At 66.5% G+C, this 19393-nt stretch carries 19 protein-coding genes; 6 read left to right on the forward strand and 13 right to left on the reverse strand.

What is annotated here, in order from left to right; translation table 11 throughout:
- Positions 1-58: 58 nt before the first annotated feature.
- The 7 genes from ACFOJE_RS11725 to ACFOJE_RS11755 all read right to left on the reverse strand — a co-directional run bounded on the left by ACFOJE_RS11725 (position 59) and on the right by ACFOJE_RS11755 (position 7103).
- Complete coding sequence (locus tag ACFOJE_RS11725; protein WP_377814535.1) at positions 59-877, reverse strand: ABC transporter ATP-binding protein; 819 nt, start codon at positions 875-877, stop codon at positions 59-61.
- Between the two features lie 26 nt (positions 878-903).
- Positions 904-1677, reverse strand: coding sequence for an ABC transporter permease (locus ACFOJE_RS11730; protein ID WP_377814536.1), 774 nt, complete (start codon positions 1675-1677; stop codon positions 904-906).
- A gap of 12 nt (positions 1678-1689) precedes the next feature.
- The gene (locus ACFOJE_RS11735) at positions 1690-2523 is read right to left on the reverse strand and encodes an ABC transporter permease (RefSeq protein ID WP_377814537.1); all 834 of its coding nucleotides are present in this window, start codon (positions 2521-2523) and stop codon (positions 1690-1692) included.
- Positions 2520-3731, reverse strand: a complete 1212-nt coding sequence (locus ACFOJE_RS11740) for an MFS transporter (protein ID WP_377814538.1) — start codon at positions 3729-3731, stop codon at positions 2520-2522. The genes ACFOJE_RS11735 and ACFOJE_RS11740 overlap by 4 nt, the downstream gene beginning before the upstream one ends.
- A gap of 7 nt (positions 3732-3738) precedes the next feature.
- Positions 3739-4812: an ABC transporter substrate-binding protein gene (locus tag ACFOJE_RS11745; RefSeq protein WP_377814539.1), complete on the reverse strand. Its 1074-nt coding sequence runs from the start codon at positions 4810-4812 to the stop codon at positions 3739-3741.
- A 320-nt stretch (positions 4813-5132) separates the two neighbouring features.
- The gene (locus ACFOJE_RS11750) at positions 5133-5867 is read right to left on the reverse strand and encodes a sulfite exporter TauE/SafE family protein (RefSeq protein ID WP_377814540.1); all 735 of its coding nucleotides are present in this window, start codon (positions 5865-5867) and stop codon (positions 5133-5135) included.
- Between the two features lie 147 nt (positions 5868-6014).
- Complete coding sequence (locus ACFOJE_RS11755) at positions 6015-7103, reverse strand: ABC transporter substrate-binding protein (protein WP_377814541.1); 1089 nt, start codon at positions 7101-7103, stop codon at positions 6015-6017.
- A 376-nt stretch (positions 7104-7479) separates the two neighbouring features.
- Here ACFOJE_RS11755 and ACFOJE_RS11760 point away from each other — a divergent pair, with 376 nt between their 5' ends.
- Both ACFOJE_RS11760 and ACFOJE_RS11765 read left to right on the forward strand, forming a co-directional pair.
- Positions 7480-8841 (forward strand): LLM class flavin-dependent oxidoreductase, encoded by a 1362-nt coding sequence (locus ACFOJE_RS11760; RefSeq protein ID WP_377814542.1) that lies wholly within the window; start codon positions 7480-7482, stop codon positions 8839-8841.
- A 34-nt stretch (positions 8842-8875) separates the two neighbouring features.
- Entirely contained in the window at positions 8876-9829 is a 954-nt protein-coding gene (locus tag ACFOJE_RS11765) for a TauD/TfdA dioxygenase family protein (RefSeq protein ID WP_377814543.1), read from the forward strand.
- A 76-nt stretch (positions 9830-9905) separates the two neighbouring features.
- Here ACFOJE_RS11765 and ACFOJE_RS11770 read toward each other — a convergent pair whose 3' ends face one another.
- A complete protein-coding gene (locus ACFOJE_RS11770; RefSeq protein ID WP_377814544.1) occupies positions 9906-11060 on the reverse strand; it encodes a sigma-54 interaction domain-containing protein in 1155 nt (384 codons plus the stop codon).
- Positions 11061-11367: 307 nt separating this feature from the next.
- Here ACFOJE_RS11770 and ACFOJE_RS11775 point away from each other — a divergent pair, with 307 nt between their 5' ends.
- The 4 genes from ACFOJE_RS11775 to ACFOJE_RS11790 all read left to right on the forward strand — a co-directional run bounded on the left by ACFOJE_RS11775 (position 11368) and on the right by ACFOJE_RS11790 (position 15622).
- Positions 11368-12741, forward strand: a complete 1374-nt coding sequence (locus ACFOJE_RS11775) for an LLM class flavin-dependent oxidoreductase (RefSeq protein WP_377814545.1) — start codon at positions 11368-11370, stop codon at positions 12739-12741.
- A 76-nt stretch (positions 12742-12817) separates the two neighbouring features.
- Complete coding sequence (locus ACFOJE_RS11780) at positions 12818-13732, forward strand: TauD/TfdA dioxygenase family protein (RefSeq protein ID WP_377814546.1); 915 nt, start codon at positions 12818-12820, stop codon at positions 13730-13732.
- Positions 13733-13878: 146 nt separating this feature from the next.
- Entirely contained in the window at positions 13879-14499 is a 621-nt protein-coding gene (locus ACFOJE_RS11785) for a glutathione binding-like protein (RefSeq protein ID WP_377814547.1), read from the forward strand.
- A gap of 82 nt (positions 14500-14581) precedes the next feature.
- A complete protein-coding gene (locus tag ACFOJE_RS11790; protein WP_377814548.1) occupies positions 14582-15622 on the forward strand; it encodes an NADP(H)-dependent aldo-keto reductase in 1041 nt (346 codons plus the stop codon).
- A 27-nt stretch (positions 15623-15649) separates the two neighbouring features.
- Here ACFOJE_RS11790 and ACFOJE_RS11795 read toward each other — a convergent pair whose 3' ends face one another.
- The 5 genes from ACFOJE_RS11795 to ACFOJE_RS11815 all read right to left on the reverse strand — a co-directional run bounded on the left by ACFOJE_RS11795 (position 15650) and on the right by ACFOJE_RS11815 (position 19016).
- Positions 15650-16282 (reverse strand): HAD-IA family hydrolase, encoded by a 633-nt coding sequence (locus tag ACFOJE_RS11795; RefSeq protein ID WP_377814549.1) that lies wholly within the window; start codon positions 16280-16282, stop codon positions 15650-15652.
- Between the two features lie 201 nt (positions 16283-16483).
- Positions 16484-16831 carry a hypothetical protein gene (locus ACFOJE_RS11800; RefSeq protein WP_377814550.1) on the reverse strand — a complete coding sequence of 116 codons (348 nt, stop codon included), beginning with the start codon at positions 16829-16831 and terminating at the stop codon, positions 16484-16486.
- A 113-nt stretch (positions 16832-16944) separates the two neighbouring features.
- Complete coding sequence (locus ACFOJE_RS11805; RefSeq protein WP_377814551.1) at positions 16945-17508, reverse strand: hypothetical protein; 564 nt, start codon at positions 17506-17508, stop codon at positions 16945-16947.
- Between the two features lie 144 nt (positions 17509-17652).
- Positions 17653-18105: a hypothetical protein gene (locus ACFOJE_RS11810; protein ID WP_377814552.1), complete on the reverse strand. Its 453-nt coding sequence runs from the start codon at positions 18103-18105 to the stop codon at positions 17653-17655.
- Between the two features lie 380 nt (positions 18106-18485).
- Positions 18486-19016, reverse strand: a complete 531-nt coding sequence (locus ACFOJE_RS11815) for a hypothetical protein (protein WP_377814553.1) — start codon at positions 19014-19016, stop codon at positions 18486-18488.
- Positions 19017-19393: the final 377 nt, after the last annotated feature.

The following is a 19393-nucleotide window of genomic DNA, read 5'->3' on the forward strand; positions in this document are numbered from 1 at the left end:
CTGCCGTTTCCTCAGTGGCGGGCTACCCCGCTTCCTCCGTGCATGGCCGAGCGACCGCTCACCAGGCGATGGCGTAGGAGGGGAACCGGCGCGGCCGTTCCCGGCTCTGCCGCGGCGACTCCCGGGGCTGGCTGAAATCCTTGAGGATGTCGTTGCGCAGCTCGCTCAGGCGGTAGTCGTCGCGCTGGCGCGGATGCGCCAGGCCGACCTCGACGATGCGCCGGATCCGTCCCGGGCGCGGCTCCATCACCACCACCCGGTCGCCGAGGAAGACCGCCTCGTCGACGTCGTGGGTGACCAGCACGGTGGTGATGCCCTCGGCCAGCCAGATGCGCGCCAGTTCCTCCTGCAGCTGGGCGCGGGTAAGGGCGTCGAGGGCGCCGAAGGGCTCGTCGAGCAGCAGGATCTTCGGCCGGTTGACCAACCCGCGGGCGATCGCCACGCGCTGGCTCATGCCGCCGGACAGCTGCGCTGGCCAGGCCCTGGCGAAGTGCTTGAGGCCGACCAGCTCCAGGTGCCGGTGCACGGTCTCCAGCCGCTCGGCCTTGCTCAGCGACGAGTTGGCCAGGGCCAGCAGGACGTTGTCCTCCACGTTCAGCCAGGGATACAGGCGGTGGTCCTGGAACACGATGCCGCGCTCGGGATCGGTGCCGCGGATCGGCGCGCCGTCCAGCAGCAGGCTGCCGCTGCTGGCTTCCTCCAGACCGACCAGCAGGCGCAGCAGGGTGGACTTGCCGCAGCCGCTGCCGCCGACGATGCTGATGAACTCGCCCTGGCGGATGTCCAGGGAAATGCCTTCCAGCACGCTGAGTTCGCCGTCCTTGAGGGGGAAGCGCTTGTTGACCCCGTGCAGGGTGAGAAAACCGTTGTGGCTCATGCTGCTCTCCTTGGGATGACGGCTCGTCACCGGTTGCCCGCACGCCAGGCCAGCGTGCGGCTCTCGACCCAGGCGGCCAGGCGGTTGAGCAGCAGGCCGACGCCGCCCACCACCAGCACGCCGTAGATCACCTGATCCATTTCGAAATGCTCGCGGCCGTCGATCATGCTGTTGCCGATGCCGGGGCCGGCGGAGAAGAAGTATTCGGCGCCGATGGTCGCCAGCCAGGCGTAGATCAGCCCCAGGTGCAGGCCGGTGAAGATCGCCGGGGCGGCCGACGGCAGCACCAGCCGGAACAGCCGCTGCGCCGGCGATAGGCCGAGCACCCGGGCCACCTCGTAGAGCTCCCGGCGGGTGGCGCGGATGCCCTCGAAGCTGTTCAGCGCCACCGGGTAGAACACCGACAGGGCGATGAACGCCATCTTGGCCGGCTCGCCGAAGCCGAACCAGGCCGAGAGCAGGGGAATCCAGGCGAACAGGGCGATCTGCTTGGCGGCGTGGAAGGTCGGCCCGGCCAGCCGCTCGGCCAGCCGCGACAGGCCGAGCAGGACGCCGAACGGCAGGCCGATCAGGCTGCCGAGGGCGAAGCCGGCCAGGTTGCGGCCGAGACTGGCGCCGAGGTTGTGCGCCAGCTCGCCGCCGCGGGCCGCCTGCCAGGCCGCCTCGACCACCGCCGGCGGGCCGGGGACGATCCGGGTGTCGACCCACTGCCGGTCGGTGGCCAGCCACCACAGCAGCACCAGGCCGACCGGTACCGCCCAGCCGCGCAGATCGGGTTTGCTCAAGGTTACATCGGACATGTTCGCGCTCCTTCAGAAAGCCTGGCGCTGCCAGCGCTGCAGACGGGTTTCCACCAGCGCCAGACCCTTGTCCAGCAGCAGACCGACCAGGCCGATCACCAGCATGGTCACGATCACCAGATCGAGCTGGAACATCTGCCGGCCATCCACCATCAGGTAGCCGATGCCCTCGCTGGAGGCGAGCATCTCGACCGTGACCAGGGCGATCCAGCCCTTGGTCAGGGCGAAGCGCACGCCGGTGAAGATGCTCGGCAGCGCCGCCGGCAGGATCACCCGCCGCAGCCGCTGCGGCAGGCTGAAGCGGTACACCCGGGCCACCTCCAGGTAGCTCTGCGGGATGTTGCGCAGGCCGGCGAAGGTGTTGATGGCCATGGGCACCAGCACCGCCTTGGCGATCACCAGGTACTTGAGGGCCTCGTCGATGCCCACCAGCATCATCAGCAGCGGAATCCAGCCGAGCACCGGCACCTGGCTGAAGGCCTGGAACAGCGGCCACAGATAGGCCTCGGCCCGGCGCGACAGGCCCATCAGCAGGCCGAGGGCGAGGCCCAGGACGCCGCCGATGAGGGAGCCGATCAGCACCCGCTGCAGGCTGATCGACAGCTCCGCCCAGAGGTCGCCGCTGCGGGCCAGCTCGACCAGGGTCTCCAGCACCCGCTGCGGCGGCGGCAGGATCTGCGCCGACACCCAGTGGCGGGCGACGGCGACGTGCCAGAGCAGCAGCAGAAACAGCGGCAACAGCAGGCCGAGCCCCTTGCCGGCCAGCCAGCGCAGCGGCCGGGCCAGGCCCGACCAGGGCTGCAGCGCCAGGGGCGGGGCGATGTTCGCGGTTTGGGCGGTGGTCATGGAGCGGTCCTCCGGGCGGAAAGGAAAGCGCAGCGGCCACGCAGCAGCGGCGGCAGCAGAAACGCCAGCAGCGGCGGAACCAGCAGCAGGAACAGGTGTTGCAGACCCAGCTGCTCGCCGAGCAGGCCGCCCAGCAGGCAACCGCTCATGCTCCCGGCCGGGCCGATCAGCGAGGACAGCCCGGCGATGCGGCCGTGGCCCAGGCGCATGCCGAAGCGCGCGTAACTGGACAGCGTGCCGATCTGCAGGGTGCCCAGGCCGGCGCCCAGCACCAGGCCGGCGGCCCAGAGCAGCAGCGGCTGGTGGGTCAGGCCGAGGCCGAGCAGCGCGGCGGCGCAGAGCAGCAGGCTGACGGCGAAGCTGGCCTGGCCGCGGCTGCCGAACAGGCGGCCGAGGAAGAACAGGGCGAAGATGTAGGCGAGGCCGTGGCCGCCGAGCAGCGCGGCGGCCTGCTGCGCGCTCCAGCCGAAGTCCTGCACGGTGATGGCGACGATGAAGAAGGAGAAGAACATCGCCGTGGCCTGCACCGTGAAGTCCAGCAGGCAGTTGTCGCGCAGCTCCGCGTCCTGGCGCAGCAGGGCCAGTTGGCGGCCGACCGCGGCCAGGCTGAGCGGCTCGGCCTGCCGGCGCGGCGCCGGATCGGCGCGCAGGGCCAGCGGCGCCAGCAGGATCGGCACCAGGAAGGCCAGGCCGACCAGGCTCCAGCTGCCCGCCGGGCCACGCCAGTCGGCCAGCAGCGCCGCCAGGGCCGGGCCGATCAGCAGCATGCCGATCATCTGCGAGCCGCGGAACCAGCCGGCGCGGGCCTCGCCCATCTGCGCCAGCTGCTGCATGAACACGGTGTTCAGCGAGACCAGCCGGCAGGGCATGCACAGCCCGACGATCAGGGTCAGCGCCAGCAGGTAGAGCGGCTGCGGCACCAGCGGCACCAACTGGTAGATCCCGCCGGCCAGCAGGCTGCCGAGGCAGAACAGACGCACTGGGCCGAGGCGCTCCACCAGCACCCCGCAGGGCAGGCTGGTGACCAGCAGGCCGGCGGTCTGCGCCCCGGCGATCAGGCCCAGCTCCAGCGGCGACGACTCCAGGCTGATGGCGTAGAGCGCGGTGGCGACCTTGGCCAGGCCCAGGCCGATGCCGGCCAGGGTCGCCAGCAGGATCACGCTGGCCAGGTTGGGTCGCTGCGCCGCTGCGGCGGTGGTTCCGCTCATGGCCGCCTCACCGGGTCACGGGACGGTTGTCGGCGTCGTAGGCCGGCCACAGCTGCTGCAGGCCGAGCCGTTCGATGGCGGCGTCGACGTACTTCGGCTCGATCCAGCCGTCCACGTCGACGTCGTTGCGGATCAGGCCCAGTTCCCGGGATTCCCGGGCGGTGGCGCGGTAGCGGTCGATGAAGAAGGCGTCCAGGCGCGGCGAATAGTTGCGCAGGAACGACTGCCCCTGGTGCAGCTGGCGCAGCGCCTCGACCGAGGTCCCCGAGTTGGCCCAGAGCGCCAGGGCGGCTTCGCGGTTGGCATCGTCTGCGACCCAGGCGGCGGACTTGACCAGGCCGTCGACGACCTTCTGCACAATCTGCGGATGGCGCTGCTCGAACTCGCCGCGCACCAGCACGTGGGCCTGGCGGCTGATCTTCGGATCGACCGCGCGGGCGTCGTAGACGATCCGTCCGATGCCTTTACCCTGCAGCTCGAACGCCTCCGGGCCGAGCCAGCTGCCGTCCACGTCCTTGGCCGTCAGGGCGGCCTGGGCGGTGGCCGAGTCCATGTTGACGATGCGGAAATCGCGCTCCGTCAGCCCCTCATGGCGAAGCGCGCGCAGGGCGGTCAGGTGGCCGTTGGTGCCCTTGAACAGCGACACGCGCTTGCCCTTGAGGTCCTGGATGCTGCGCGCCGGGGAGTCGGCCGGCACCACCAGGTAGAGCGAGCTGAGCAGGCGGTCGGCGCTGATCAGGCGGGTGTCGAGGCCGCCGGCCTTGCCGACCACCGCCGGCAGGTCGCCCTGCATGGAGAAATCCAGCTGGCGGTTGGCCAGCGCCTCGTTCACCGCCGGGCCGGCGCCTTTGAAGTAGATCCATTCGACCTTGACGTTGTCCGCTGCCAGCTCGTCCTCGATGGTCCGGCGCTGGTGGGCCAGCTCCGAGGTGTTGTCCGGGCCGTAGGGCACGCCGCCCTTGCCGATGGTGGCCATGCCGAAGCGGATCACCTGCGGAGCGTCCGCAGCGGCCGCCGGGGCGGTGCCCAGCCAGCTGCCGGCGAGCGCAGCGAGGAGGGGAAGGAGCAGCGTGCGTTTCATCGGTTGGCTTCCTGTTGCCTGATGCTGGACTGCCCCGTGCAGTCGTGGCGGGTGCAGGATGCTGTTGCAGGGGTTATGCCAACCGCTTCTATTTCTCCAAATTAAACATCGAAAAAGACATAACAGGCCCAGGGCCAGCGTTCTACCGGCCTCGCCGCGGCAGCGTCCCGTTCCGCCGGGCGGCGGCAGGGCTGCCGGCTGGTGGCGGGTACGGGCGCGCTGTGCAGATTCCGGCAGCGGGCGCCGCAGGCTGCCGGAAACGCCACAGCAGATGGCCACGGGCCATGAGCGATGGCGAAGGCCGGGATGCTGCTCGGTCGCTAGCGCAGGCTGGTCAGGGTGAGCACCAGACCCGAGGCGAGCAGCAGCCAGAGGACGAGATAGCGGAACTGCCGGTCGCTCACCCGCCGGTACAGGCGCGAGCCCAGGTGGGAGCCGAGCAGGGTGGCCGGCAGGCAGAGCAGGGCCAGCTCCCAGACCTGCCGGGTGAGCAGGCCCTGGCTGGCGTACAGGCCGAGGGCCACGCAGAGGATGCCGAGGTTGTAGGGCTGGTAGACCCCGCGCTGGGTATCGGCGCTCCAGCCGCGCAGGCCGCACCAGAGGGTCGGCAGGGGGCCGGACAGCCCGGCGATCCCGCCGAGGGCGCCGCCGCCGGCGCCGACCAGCCCGTCGGCCAGACGCCCGCCCCAGGCGGCGACGGTCGGCAGGCGGCGCAGGCCGAGCATCAGGCCGGTGTAGCCGATCAGCAGCAGGCCGAGCAGCACCTTGAAGGTCTGCACGTCCAGCACGCGCAGGGTGGCCACGCCCAGCGGCACGCCGGCGATCCCGCCGAGGAGGAACGGCCAGGCCCGCTCCCAGGCGAAGGCGCGGCGCACGCTGTAGAGGGATTGCAGCTGCCCGGCGACCGAGCAGATCACCACCAGGGCGGCGGCGATGGCCGGCTCCACGGCATGCAGCCAGAAGCCGAGGGCGGTCAGGCCGGTGCCGAAACCGGCCAGCCCGGTGACGAAGCCGCCGCTGAAAGCGCCGGCCAGGACGATCAGTTCGGTCTGCACGCGGGTGTTCTCCGTGGGTTCGCCGTTCGCCTCCAGCGGCCACGGACGGCCCGATATAAAAGGGCGGCCGGCCGGAATGCAAGCGCCCGCTCGAGGCGGGCGCGGCTCTGGGCCGGCGAAGGCTCGGAGCCCTGGCCGGGGCGGGGCTCAGCGGGCGGCGACGGGCTCGACCGGCCGGTTGTCGGCGTCGTAGCTCGGCCACAGCTGCTGCAGGCCGAGCTGCCGGATGGCGGCGTCGACGTACTTGGGTTCGATCCAGCGGTCCACGTCGACGTCCTTGCGGATCAGCCCCAGTTCCCGGGATTCCCGTACCGTGGCGCGGTAGCGGTCGACGAAGAAGGCGTCCAGGCGCGGCGAATAGCGGCGGGGGAAGGACTGGCCCTCCTGCTCGGCGCGCAGGGCCTCGACCGGCGTGCCGGAGTTGGCCCAGAGCCGGATCACGTCGTCGCGGTTGGCCGGCGCCGAGGCCCAGGCCGCGGTCTTCACCAGGGCGGTGACCACCTTCTGCACGATCTCCGGATGGCGCTGCTCGAACTCGCTGCGAACCAGCACGTGGCCCTGGCGGGTCAGCCGCGGGTCGACCGCGCGGGTGTCGTAGATGATCCGGCCGACGCCGGCGTTCTGCAGGTCGAAGGCCTTGACGTCGAACCAGGCGCCGTCGATGTCCTTGGCGGTCAGCGCCGCGGCCATGGTGGCGAAGTCCATGTTCAGGGTGCGGAAGTCGCGCTCGCCGAGCCCTTCGTGCTTGAGCGCGCGCAGCACCGCCAAGTGCAGGTTGGTGCCCTTGAACAGCGCCACGCGCTTGCCCTTGAGGTCGGCCAGGGTCTTGGCCGGGGAGTCGGCCGGCACCACCAGGTAGGTGGAGGTGAGCAGGTTGTCGGCGGTGATCAGCCGGGTGTCGAGGCCGCCGGCCTTGGCGACCACCGCCGGCAGGTCGCCCTGCACGGCGAAGTCCAGCTGGCGGTTGGCCAGCGCCTCGTTCACCGCCGGGCCGGCGCCCTTGAAGTAGTGCCACTCGACCCGGATACCCGGATCGTTCAGTTCCTCCTGGATGGCCTTGCGCTGGTCGGCCAGGCCGGCGACCCCGCTGCTGGCGAAGGGCACGCCGCCCTTGCCGACCTGGGCCACGCCGAAGCGGATCACCAGCGGATCGGGAGCCGCCAGCGAGGCGGCCGGCAGCAGGGCGCTGCCGAGCAGGCCGAACAGCAGCGAGGCCAGCAGATTCTTTTTCTTCATCTCGGTTTTCCTTTTCGCGGAAGAGGGCACGGGCAACAAGGCGACTCGCCTCTAATGCGAAATAGCAATTGGCTTGCCATTTTTTGAGAAGAAATGGTTATAGAGCCGTGCTGTCCCGCCGCCACGGCGGTCGCTGTCGAGCGGCACGCCGGCCGTTTCCGCTTTCGTGGCGCCAGCGCCGCGAGCCACTGTCGCGAATGGCGCAGCGCCTCGGCACGATCTGTCGAAATCCGCACAGCGCAGCGCCTGGGAGGCCCGTCCGAACACCGCGGCGCCGGGCCTGCGGCGGCTGGCACATATGCTGCTACTGCCGGGGAAAGCCGCATTCGGGAGGCAGGAGATGTCGCCCGGCGTTTTTTCACCCTAGGGAGCCGCAATGAGCCAGCGCCAACTTTCTCTGAACGCCTTTATCCTGCCCACCGGCCATCACATCGCCGCCTGGCGGCGGACGGACGTGCCCGAGCACGCCAACCACGACATCAAGAAATACATCCGCATCGCCCAGTCCGCCGAGGCGGCCAAGTTCGATGCGGTGTTCGTCTCCGATTCGGTGGCGGCGGCTTCGGGCAACGGCGGCAGCAGCCTGGAGGAACTGTCGCTGACCGCCCGCGGCACCCGCCTCGAACCCTTCACGCTGCTCGCGGCGCTGGCCGCGGTGACCGAGCGCATCGGCCTGATCGGCACCGTCAGCACCAGCTACAACGAGCCGTACCACCTGGCGCGCAAGTTCGCCTCGCTGGACTGGATCTCCCGCGGCCGCGCCGGCTGGAATCTGGTGACCTCCTCGGCGCCGGCCGAGGCGCTGAACTTCAACCAGGACCAGCTGCCGCCCCATGAGGAGCGCTACCAGCGGGCCGAGGAGTTCGTCGACGTGGTGCAGGGCCTGTGGGACAGCTGGGAAGACGACGCCTTCGTCCGCGACAAGGCCAGCGGCCAGTTCTTCGACCCGGGCAAGCTCCACGTGCTGAACCACAAGGGTCGGCACTTCCAGGTCCGCGGCCCGCTGAACGTGGCGCGGCCGCCGCAGGGCTACCCGGTGCTGGTGCAGGCCGGCTCCTCCGAGCCGGGACGGGAGATCGCCGCGCGCACCGCCGAGGCGATCTTCACCGCCCATCAGACCCTCGAGAGCGCCCAGGCCTTCTACGCCGACGTCAAGGGCCGGCTGGCGCGCTACGGCCGCCGCCCGGAGGAGCTGAAGATCCTGCCCGGCATCTTCCCGGTGGTCGGCAGCACCGAGGAGGAAGCCCAGGCCCGCTACCGCGGCCTGCAGGAACTTATCGACCCGCGGGTCGGGGTCAACCTGCTGAGCGGCCTGATCGGCGCCGATCTCTCCGGCTACGACCTCGACGGTCCGCTGCCGGAACTGGCCGCCACCAACCAGAACAAGAGTCGCCAGGCGTTGCTGCTCGACCTGGCCCGGCGCGAGCAGCTGAGCATCCGCGAGCTCTACCTGCGCATCGCCGGCGCCCGCGGCCACTGGACCGTGGTGGGGACGCCGGCGCAGATCGCCGACCGCATCCAGCAGTGGTTCGAACACGGCGCCGCCGACGGCTTCAACGTGCTGGCGCCCTGGCTGCCGGGCGGCCTCGACGAGTTCATCGCCCAGGTGGTGCCGGAGCTGCGCCGCCGCGGCCTGTTCCGCGAGGAGTACAGCGGCGCCACCCTGCGCGAGCACTTCGGTCTGGCCCGGCCGGAGAACCGGTACGTCCTGCAGCGCCAGCAGGACGTCGCGGTCTGAGCCGGCCGCCTACTCCCAAGCGCAAGGAGCGCCCATGTCCGTCGCCAGTCCCCATCGTTCCGAACTGCCTGCCGCCGAAGGGCTGCAGGTCCATCCGCTGTCCATCCATATCGGCGCGCGCATCGACGGCGTCGATCTCAAGCGGCCGCTCGGCGCAGCCCAGCGCGAGGCCATCCGGGCCGCGCTGCGGCGCTGGAAGGTACTGTTCTTCCACGACCAGCACCTCGACCACGAGCAGCACGTGGTGCTCGGCCGCCAGTTCGGCGAGCTGACCATCGGCCATCCGGTGTTCGGCTACGTCGAGGGCCATCCCGAGGTCTATTCGGTGGGGCGCGACCGCTTCCAGAGCCGCTTCAGCGACGAGCGTCTGGTGCGGCCGTGGAGCGGCTGGCACACCGACGTCACCGCCGCGGTCAACCCGCCGGCGGCGGCGATCCTGCGCGGCGCGGAGATCCCGCCCTACGGCGGCGACACCCAGTGGACCAACCTGGTGGCCGCCTACCAGGGCCTGTCGCCGACCCTGCGCGCCTTCGTCGATACCCTGCGCGGCGAGCACCGCTTCACCCCGCCCGAGGGCAGCTCGGCGCGCCCGGGGTTCACCGGGCCGCTGGCGGCGACCCCGCTGGTCAGCGAGCACCCGCTGGTGCGCGTGCATCCGGAAACCGGCGAGAAGGCCCTGTTCGTCAGCCCCGGCTTTCTCAAACGCATCGTCGGGCTGAGCCTGCGCGAGAGCGAGCAGCTGCTGGCGCTGCTGTTCGAGCATGCGATCCGTCCGGAATACACCGTGCGCTTCCGGTGGCGGCCCGGTTCGGTGGCGTTCTGGGACAACCGCGCCACTGCCCACCTGCCGCCGAGCGACATCTACGACAGCGACTTCCCGCGGCAGCTATACCGCATCACCCTGGTCGGCGACGTGCCGGTCGGCCCGGACGGCCGCCCGTCCCGCGCCATCGAGGGCGAGCCGGTGCTGGCGCATACGCGGGAGTGACATCGCACCCTGATCGCGGATGAATCCGTTCAGGCCGGCTCGGTGCCGGCCTGAGACGGAAACCGTAGGAGCGAATTCATTCGCGATAGGCGTTTTCCGCCAAGGCCGCCAGCGCGGATGGCTCCGTGCCCAGCATGCCGGCCTGGGAGTGGGCGCCGTAGCGGGCGCCGGGGGGCGGCGGGAGCAGGTCGTGGCGTTTCATCAGGGTCCGCAGGACGTGGCGGCTGATGCCCAGGCGGTCGGCGCTGTGCACTTGATTGAAGTGGTGCCGGCTCAGGGTGGTCTGCAGCAGCAGCGCCTCCCAGCGCGCCCAGAGGTCCTGCTGGGGATGGTCGAGCAGCTCCTGCAGTTGCTGGCGGATGCCCTGCCAGAGCTGTTCGGCCGAGGCGTCGTCGTTGGCCGGCGCGCCGCCCCGGAGCGGCGCCGTGCGGCGGCTGAACTGCAGGTGGCGGGCCTCGATCAGCGGGCCGCCGGCGAGCAGGGCGGCGCCCTGCAGGGTGTTCTCCAGTTCGCGGATGTTGCCCGGCCAGCTGTGCGCCAGCAGCTTCTGCGCGGCCTCGTGGCTCAGCTGCGGCTGCGGGCGGTCGTGCTCGCGGGCGAAGTGGCCGAGGAAATGCTCGGCCAGCGGCAGGATGTCGCCGGTGCGGTCGCGCAGCGGCGGAATGCTCAGGGTGACGATGTTCAGCCGGTAGAACAGGTCCTCGCGAAAGCGCCCGGCGGCGATCGCCGATTGCAGGTCGACGTGGGTCGCGGTGACCACCCGCACGTCGATGGGGATCGGCCGGCGTCCGCCGACCCGCACCACCTCGCGCTCCTGCAGCACGCGCAGCAGCTTGACCTGCAGCGCCAGCGGCAGATCGCCGATCTCGTCGAGAAACAGGGTGCCGCCCTGGGCGGCCTCGAACCAGCCTTCGCGACGGCCGCTGGCGCCGGTGAAGGAGCCGGCCTCGTGACCGAAGAACTCGCTCTCGGCCAGGCTCTCGTTGATCGCCGCGCCGTTTACCGCGACGAACGGCCCCTTGCGCCCGCTGCACTTGTGCAGGTGGCGCGCCAGCAGTTCCTTGCCGGTGCCGGTCTCGCCCTGGATCAGGACCGGCACCGGACTGGCGGCGACCAGCTCGGCCTGGGCCAGGAGCTGCTGCGAGCGCGGATCGGCGAACAGCAGCGCCTTGGCCCGGATTTCCTCGCGGCTGTTTTCGTGGGGAGGCAGGGTCAGGACGGGGGCGTTCATGGCGGCCTCGTTATCAGGGGGCTAAGGGGTTGGGTTGGAAAATGACTCTAATCGGCCATGCATATGTTTAAAAATAATTAAAGTTGATTTGCTTATTCCATAACTACTGATTGGCGCCCCGGCCTTGCCGAGCTGCCGCAAAACCGCCAGAACGCGGCCCTGGCTGCGCAAAATCCAACAGTTGGCGGCGATCTGCCAGCGAAAAACCGGCATTTTCGTGTCTTGGAAGGATTGGCACGCATTCTGCTCCCTCCCTGTCAGCGCCGCAGAGGGCGGTATCGAAACGTCTCGACCGACAGGGAACCCCATGAGCAAGCGTCAACTGAGTCTGAATGCCTTCCTGATGTCCACCGGCCATCACGTCGCCGCCTGGCGCCACCCGGACGTGCCGGCCGGGGCCGAACTGGACTTCGGCGAATACCTCAAGGTGGCCCGGCTCGCCGAGGCGGCCAAGTTCGACGCGGTGTTCGTCGCCGACGGCATCGCCGTGGGCAAGGGCAGCAACGCCGCCGCCAGCGGCAACTTCGACACCGTGGCGAAGACCGCGCGGGCCTCGCACCTGGAACCCTTCACCCTGCTCTCGGCGCTGGCCGCGGTGACCGAGCGCATCGGCCTGATCGGCACCGTCAGCACCACCTACAACGAGCCGTACCATCTGGCACGCAAGTTCGCCTCGCTGGACTGGATCTCCGGCGGCCGCGCCGGCTGGAACCAGGTCACCTCCAACACCCCGGCCGAGGCCGCCAACTTCAACCGCGACGAGCACCCGGAGCACGCCCTGCGCTACGAGCGCGCCGGCGAGTTCCTCGACGTGGTCAAGGGCCTGTGGGACAGCTGGGAAGACGACGCCTTCGTCCGCGACAAGGCCAGCGGCCAGTTCTTCGACCCGGCCAAGCTCCACGTGCTGAACCACAAGGGCAAGCACTTCCAGGTCAAGGGGCCGCTGAACGTGGCACGGCCGCCGCAGGGCTATCCGGTGCTGGTGCAGGCCGGCTCCTCCGAGGCCGGCCGGGAAATCGCCGCGCGCAGCGCCGAGGCGATCTTCACCGCCCACCAGAGCCTGGAGAGCGCCCAGGCCTTCTACGCCGACGTCAAGGGCCGGCTGGCGCGCTACGGGCGCCGCCCCGAGGAGCTGAAGATTCTGCCGGGCATCCTGCCCATCGTCGGCCGTACGGAGGAGGAGGCGAGGGCGAAATACCAGAAGCTGCAGGACCTCATTCATCCGCAGGTCGGCCTGTCGCTGCTGTCGGGAATGATCGGCGCCGACCTTTCCGGCTACGACCTCGACGGCCCAGTGCCCCTCGATCTGCCGGAAACCAATGGAGGCAAGAGCCGCCAGGCGCTGCTGCTCGATTTGGCCGAGCGCGAGCAGCTGAGCATCCGCGAACTCTACCTGCGCATCGCCGGCGCCCGCGGCCACTGGACGGTGGTCGGCACCGGCACGCAGATCGCCGACCGCATCCAGCAATGGTTCGAGAACGGCGCCGCCGACGGCTTCAACGTCATGCCGCCGTGGCTGCCGGGCGGTCTGGAGGACTTCATCGAACTGGTGGTACCGGAGCTGCGCCGGCGCGGGCTGTTCCGCGAGGAGTACAGCGGCACCACTCTGCGCGAGCACTTCGGCCTGGCCCGGCCGGAAAACCAGTACCTGCCGCAGCGCCGCCAGCGCGCCGCGAGCTAAGCCCCATCCATCGAGGCCGCATCAGCGGCCGACCCGACCAACCAGCGTATCGGCACCACTGCCAGGGAGAGAATCCATGAGCCTGACCATCCAACCCCTAACCGGCCGCATCGGCGCCATCGTCAGCGGCGTGCGCCTGACCGAGCTGAGCGACGAGCAGTTCGCCGAACTGAACCGGGCGCTGCTCGAACACAAGGCGCTGTTCCTGCGCGACCAGCACCTGACCGACGACGAGCAGGAAGCCTTCGGCCGCCGCTTCGGCGAGCTGGTGGTGCATCCGACCGTGCACAGTGCGGACAACACCGCCGGTATCCTCGACGTGGATTCCGAGCGCTCGCGGGCCAATTCCTGGCACACCGACATCACCTTCGTCGCCGACTACCCGAAGATCACCATCCTGCGCGGCGAGGTGATCCCCGAAGCCGGCGGCGACACCGTGTTCGCCAACACCGTCAGCGCCTACCGCGACCTGCCCGAGCCGCTGCAGCGGCTGGCCGACGGCCTGTGGGTGCGCCACACCAACGACTACGACTATGCCGCACCCAAGCAGATCGAGGTGGCGGCCAACAAGCGCTTCCGCGAGGAGTTCACCTCCACCCTCTACGAGACCGAGCACCCGCTGGTGCGCGTGCACCCGGAAACCGGCGAGAAGGCCCTGGTGCTCGGCCACTTCGCGCAGCGGATCGTCGGGCTGAACTCGCGGGATTCGCGGGCGCTGCTGGACCTGTTCCAGTCCCATATCGTCAGGCTGGAGAACATCGTGCGCTGGCGCTGGAGCGAAGGCGACGTGGCCCTGTGGGACAACCGCGCGACCCAGCACATCGCCGTCGACGACTACGGCAGCGCCCGCCGCATCGTGCGCCGCAGCACCGTGCTCGGCGAGATCCCGGTGTCGGTCTCCGGCGAGAGCAGCCGGGCGATCAAGCCGTCGCCGGACAGCCGCATCCCGCGCAGCGAAGCGGACAAGCAGGAACTGAGGAAGGCCGGCTAGGCGGCCTTCCTCCGTAGGAACCGAACGCAGGGAAGCGTGAGGCAGGAAGCTTGGCGTGCGTGCAGGGCGCGAAGGAGCGTGCCCTGCCGCACATTCATTCACCGGAGCGGTCAGAGCGACTGACCACTCCCCGGAAGAGGTATCGCATGAGCGTTCTGTACGTTTCCCTCGGCGCCTGCTCGCTGGCCGCCCACAGTCTGGTATACGAGCTGGATCTGCCGATCCGCGTCGAGCCGGTGCCCCTGCGCACGCCGGAATCGCCGATCAATCGCATCAATCCGTTGCGCCGCGTGCCGGCGCTGCAGCTGGACGACGGCACCCTGATCACCGAGAACAGCGCGATCCTGCCCTATCTGGCCGACCTGCGCCCCGAGGCCGGGCTGTTCGCCCCGGTCGGCAACGTCGAGCGGGCGCTGATCCAGAGCTGGATCGGCTATCTGGCCAGCGAGGTCCACGTCGGCGGCTTCCGTCCGTTCAACCGTCCGGAACGCTACTCGGCCGACGAGAGCGCCCACCCGGGCATCCGCGCCAAGGCCAGCGAACAGCTGCACCAGGCGCTGGCCCACGTCGAGCACCACCTGAACGACCGCCAATGGCTGGTGGGCGAGCGCTACACTATCGCCGACGCCTACCTAGGCGTGTTCGCCGGCTGGCTGCCGCGCCTGGGCGAAGCCTTCGCCGATCTGCCCAACCTGGCCCGCGCCCGCGAGGCCTTCCAGGCCCGCCCGGCGACCCAGCAGGCGCTGGCCGCCGAAAGCCTGCGCTGATTCCGTCGCGCCCGCACAGCCCGGTTAATGCCGGCCGCCGCGGGCGCGCTGGCGATTCCCTTTTCCTCATCAGGAGCATCCGATGCTTTACCGCCCACTCGGCAGGACCGGCCTCCAAGTCAGCGCGCTGGCGCTCGGCAGCATGACCTGGGGCGAGCAGAACGACGAGGCCGACGCCTTCGCCCAGATCGACCGGGCCCGCGCCGCCGGCATCAACTTCATCGACACCGCCGAGCTCTATCCCGTACCGCCCCGCGCCGCCACCTGCGGCGCCACCGAAACCATCATCGGCCGCTACTTCCAGCGCCACGGCGGGCGCGAGTGCTGGGTCCTCGCCAGCAAGGCCGCGGCCCCGGGCAATGGCGTCACCCACATCCGCGGCGGGCGCAACCACTTCGACCGGGCCAACCTCACCGCCGCCCTGGACGCCAGCCTCAAGCGCCTGCAGACCGACTACCTCGACCTCTACCAGCTGCATTGGCCGGACCGGCCGACCAACTTCTTCGGTCAGCTCGGCTACCGCCATGAGCCGGAGACGCCGTTCACCCCGATCGAGGAAACCCTGGAGGTGCTGGCCGACCTGGTGAAGAGCGGCAAGGTGCGCCATATCGGCCTGTCCAACGAGACGCCCTGGGGCGTGCAGCGCTTCCTGCACCTGGCCGAGACCCGCGGCTGGCCGCGCGTGGTATCGATCCAGAACCCCTACAACCTGCTCAACCGCAGCTTCGAGGTGGGCCTTGCGGAGATCGCCATCCGTGAACAGGTGGGCCTGCTGGCCTATTCGCCGCTGGCCTTCGGCCTGCTCTCCGGCAAGTACGAGAACGGCGCGCAGCCGCCCAGGGCGCGGCTGACCCTGTTCGAGCGCTTCCAGCGCTACAACAACCCGCAGGCACGCCGGGCCGCCAGCGCCTACGTCGCCCTGGCCCGCGAGCACGGCGTGGACCCGGCGCAGCTGGCGCTGGCCTACGTCACCGGCCGGCCGTTCGTGACCAGCACCATCATCGGTGCGACGACACTGGAGCAGCTGGAGAGCAACCTCGCCAGCATCGACCTGCAACCGAGCGAGGAGCTGCTGGCCGGCATCGAGTGCATCCACGTCGGGCAGCCCAATCCGGCGCCCTGAGGGCGCCCATGGCCGGCGGGCGGGCCTTCAGGCGATGACGAGCGACAGCAGCTCGTCGGCGCTCCGGCACATCTTCACGCCCGGCAGGCCTTCCAGCTGCTCCGGGTAGGTATAGCCCCAGGAAACCGCCGCGAAATCCAGCCCCAGCTCGTCCGCCGCTTCCGCATCGCGGATCTCGTCGCCGACGCACAGGACGTCGGCGGGCGATACCCCGGCCGCCTTGATGACCGCGCGGGTCTTCGGCCGCTTGCCGAAGAGGGAGGCCCCACAGCCGAAGTGGTCGATCAGACCGAGCCGCCCGGCACCCAGCACCAGCTCGACATTTGCCCGCGAATTGGAAGTGACGATGGCGACCTGCACGCCTTCGGCTTTCAGGGTCCGCAGCACGGTCTCAATCCCGTCGAACAGCCCGACTCCAGCGATGCGCTCGCGCATCAGCTCCTGCATGTGCCTGGCCACCAGCGGCAGCTTCCACCAGGGCACCCCGGTCTCGGCGATGATCTCGCGCGCACCGCACCCCCTCAGCCGCTGCAGATCGCACTGCGACGCGCCCCGGAAGCCATGGCGCCCGGCGGCGACCTCCCACACCTCGAGGAAGGTCGCAAACGAATCCGCCAGGGTTCCGTCGAAATCGAAGATCACGAGCTTGTACTTCAGCAAACCGCCTCCGGGCTGGTTGTTCAACGTCGAGGCCAAAGGGCGACCGCGGTAGGCGGGCGTCCAGAGGGCAGGGCGGGGATTCTAGGCCGAGTCGGGGAGGCAATCGAGCGTGGTAATCGGGTGCTGAACTTGTGGCGAGGGGGAGGGCAATGCTGGAACGGCTTGAGCGCCTCGGTGCGGTTCAACCGGTGACTGCGATTCTCAGGGGCGTGGCTTGCGGCCCGGCGACATGACGACCCAGCGAGGCCAGCTTTCAGGTATTGCTTTCCCGGCCTTTCTCAACGCACTCCAGATATAAACGCAAACCGGAGCCGCGAATGCGATGGCCGCGATCAGGAGCGGCACCTTAAAAACCGCAACGCAAAACACCGCGATAAGCAGAGCCAAAAAGCCGATTGCATACAGCCATAGCTCGAAGTGCCAAGGGCCACCCTCCGAAGGATGAATGTTGTAACGCAGTGTGGCTTGGCAGTTAGGGCAGCGAATATGGAGTCCGCCCAGATAGCGGCCTTTCAGTTCGATGCGGCAGGAGGGGCAATGGCTGTCCATAAAATTTACCGTCTACTCTGCTGAGCGGGTTTTTGACGAGTTCGCTGCGTGTGCACTTGATGCAAAATTGGATTGCACTTTTTCCATTTTTTTGGCGTATTTTTCGTGATTATTCAGGTGATTACTCTCGACATTATCCACCTGGAAAAATTTGAAAGCTCAAACAAAATCCAACTCCAAAGCACAATCGATAGCGATAGATAACCTCCGCCCCAAATAGCTAAGAATGTCCTTTTCTCGGATGCTGCCTGAAAGAAAGCATAAGAGCGATGAAGCTCATTGATTGGAAGCACTTGAAAAATAGGAAGAAGAACCACGAGTAATGCAAGCAGAAAGGAAGAGCATCTATAGAATTTGCCTTTGTCTTGCAGTTTGTTGAATGCATTCATGTTGAGTTTTGAGAATGCAATAATTATGCTTGAGGCAAATGATAAAACTATGGAAAGGAAATATGTCGTTGCCAAAGCTAAGGGGTGCTTTGACGATCGTGACATTGATGCTACATCCGCCATGGTAGAAGAAGCCTTATAAACAATGCTCCATAAATAACTATCGGAGACGGGCGGGGCTATAAAGGCAGAAAAGACTGTTATAAATAGGCAGAAAAGTAAACTTTTTCTCGCAAAGCCAATGCTAAATATAGGAAGAAATATGCTGTCCCTGGTGGCTTCTTGCATCTTAAATCCTTTTGGTTTCACCGTTGTAAGCTGATAGGCAGTCAAAAGTGTAGCTTTAGGCTGCTCATCGAGCGAAATTGAGCGTGCCGTTAAATGGTTCTTGCGGTGGCCGTGGTCCGGTGGAGTGATTTTTTGATGGTGATCTCACTTGTTGTTGCCGCCCTGCTTGCCAAACGCTGGCTTTAATGCGTCCGAAAGATCATCTTCTATGATTTGCAGGACCTCATTTGTGACGTCGTATTGCTTCACAGTTACTTGGTACTTGCCGTTGAACCAATGGCTTAAATGAAGCGCATAGGTGCCTTTGTTTCCTTGGCCCATATGCTGCTCAATTCTCTTCTTCACGCCCGTAGTGGAGGAGCCCACGTACATAACCCTAGATGGAGCATTAAGTTTTGCACAGGCCCGTTCCTTTTTTTCTTTATAGCGAGAGAACGCCAAAAATGTTTCTTCAGGGTTGCCGCCCTGCTCCTCAATTATGTATATGGCTTTCTGAACGCCATCTAGTGCGGATAGGTCATCCACCTCTGTTATTTTTGATGGGAGTGCTGCCTTCGCGGTCTTGCAGTTCTCAATAAGCTTGTCGATGTAGGACATGTTCTTTATCACCGCTACATATTCATTCAAGCTTACCCGGGAAGCGGTAGACTTGCATAAATAGTTAGGCTTGTTGTTGATTGTCAAGGTGAGTTCAAGCCGAGTTGTTCAGGCAGATCAGGAATGCCTAGCAGTAGTAACTGCGTCAATGAATGCTTGGCGCTTTCTTGTGGACGCATCGAGAATTACAGTAGCGATCTCCTCAAGCGTCTTCACATCGTCTCTTCCGTGCAGGAGGAATCACGTTGCTCAATGTGCCTGACGACTATGACTAAGGCTCTAGCTAATGTATCCATGGCTCTAACTGGCCTAACGATTTAGCTAGCGGGCAGGAAAAAGCGTAGCTTTTCACTGTCCAGCGAACGAAGTTAAGCGCATTGTTAGGTGCGTACCTCACACTGCTCAAAGGCTTTAGCCACTATAGGCTGAAATTGCTTATAACTGAATCCATTTCCCGATGGGTGCTTGACGTACGCATACACCACGCCGTTAATTTCAGGCGGCAAATAAGTCTTAAGCTTTTGGCCAAGTACGACGATAAGCTGAGGGGCAAGCTCTGTAACGGTTTGAATGAAAGGCTCTGCCCCTTGCTCCCACTGACTCTGCGATGGTCTTAGCCTCGATGTGGTTCCTACAAATTCTTGCACGAAATTATAGAAAGCCACTTTATCCCAGAATTCCCTTCGCTTTGAGCTTGGTATGTGACCACGATTTTTATCAAGGCTCACTAATCTTTGGGTTGTAGAAAAGAAGTGGCTTCGCTTGGTCTGCCCATATTTATTGATGATTGCAGAAGTGAATCCTGATCGCTCTGGAGGCGCGCCGTAATGGGACTCGCCCAATATAAGAACACGGACTCCGTTGAGGCCGTTCTGATATTGGCTTCCTACCCAAGGATCAAAATTACGCATTTAAGCACCTAATTACTTCATACATCAGTTGGTGTATAACTCCCGAGCTGACATAAGCGAACTTCATCTTCGGAAGGCACACTCAGCCGTATCTCAGCACAGAAATACCAAAGCTATCAAATTGCCATCGCAATATCGAGTGTCTTCTTCTGCCTGCTCCACGCCAAATGCCACATGAGCATCATCAATCGCCCGAGCCGGATACAAACCCGGGTCAGCACAAATTTAGAGCTGCTAACAAAACTCCAGACAGAAGGCCCACGATCGCCGCCAGCTCTGCCGCGCAAAGTGACGGTTATAGGTTTTGTTAGCGGCTCTTAATTGACTGGTCATCAGCGACGAAGAGGCGATCAGGTTCGAGACAGAAAGCAGCCGCC

It is taken from the genome of Azotobacter bryophylli, from assembly GCF_042643485.1.
Lineage (GTDB): Bacteria > Pseudomonadota > Gammaproteobacteria > Pseudomonadales > Pseudomonadaceae > Azotobacter > Azotobacter bryophylli.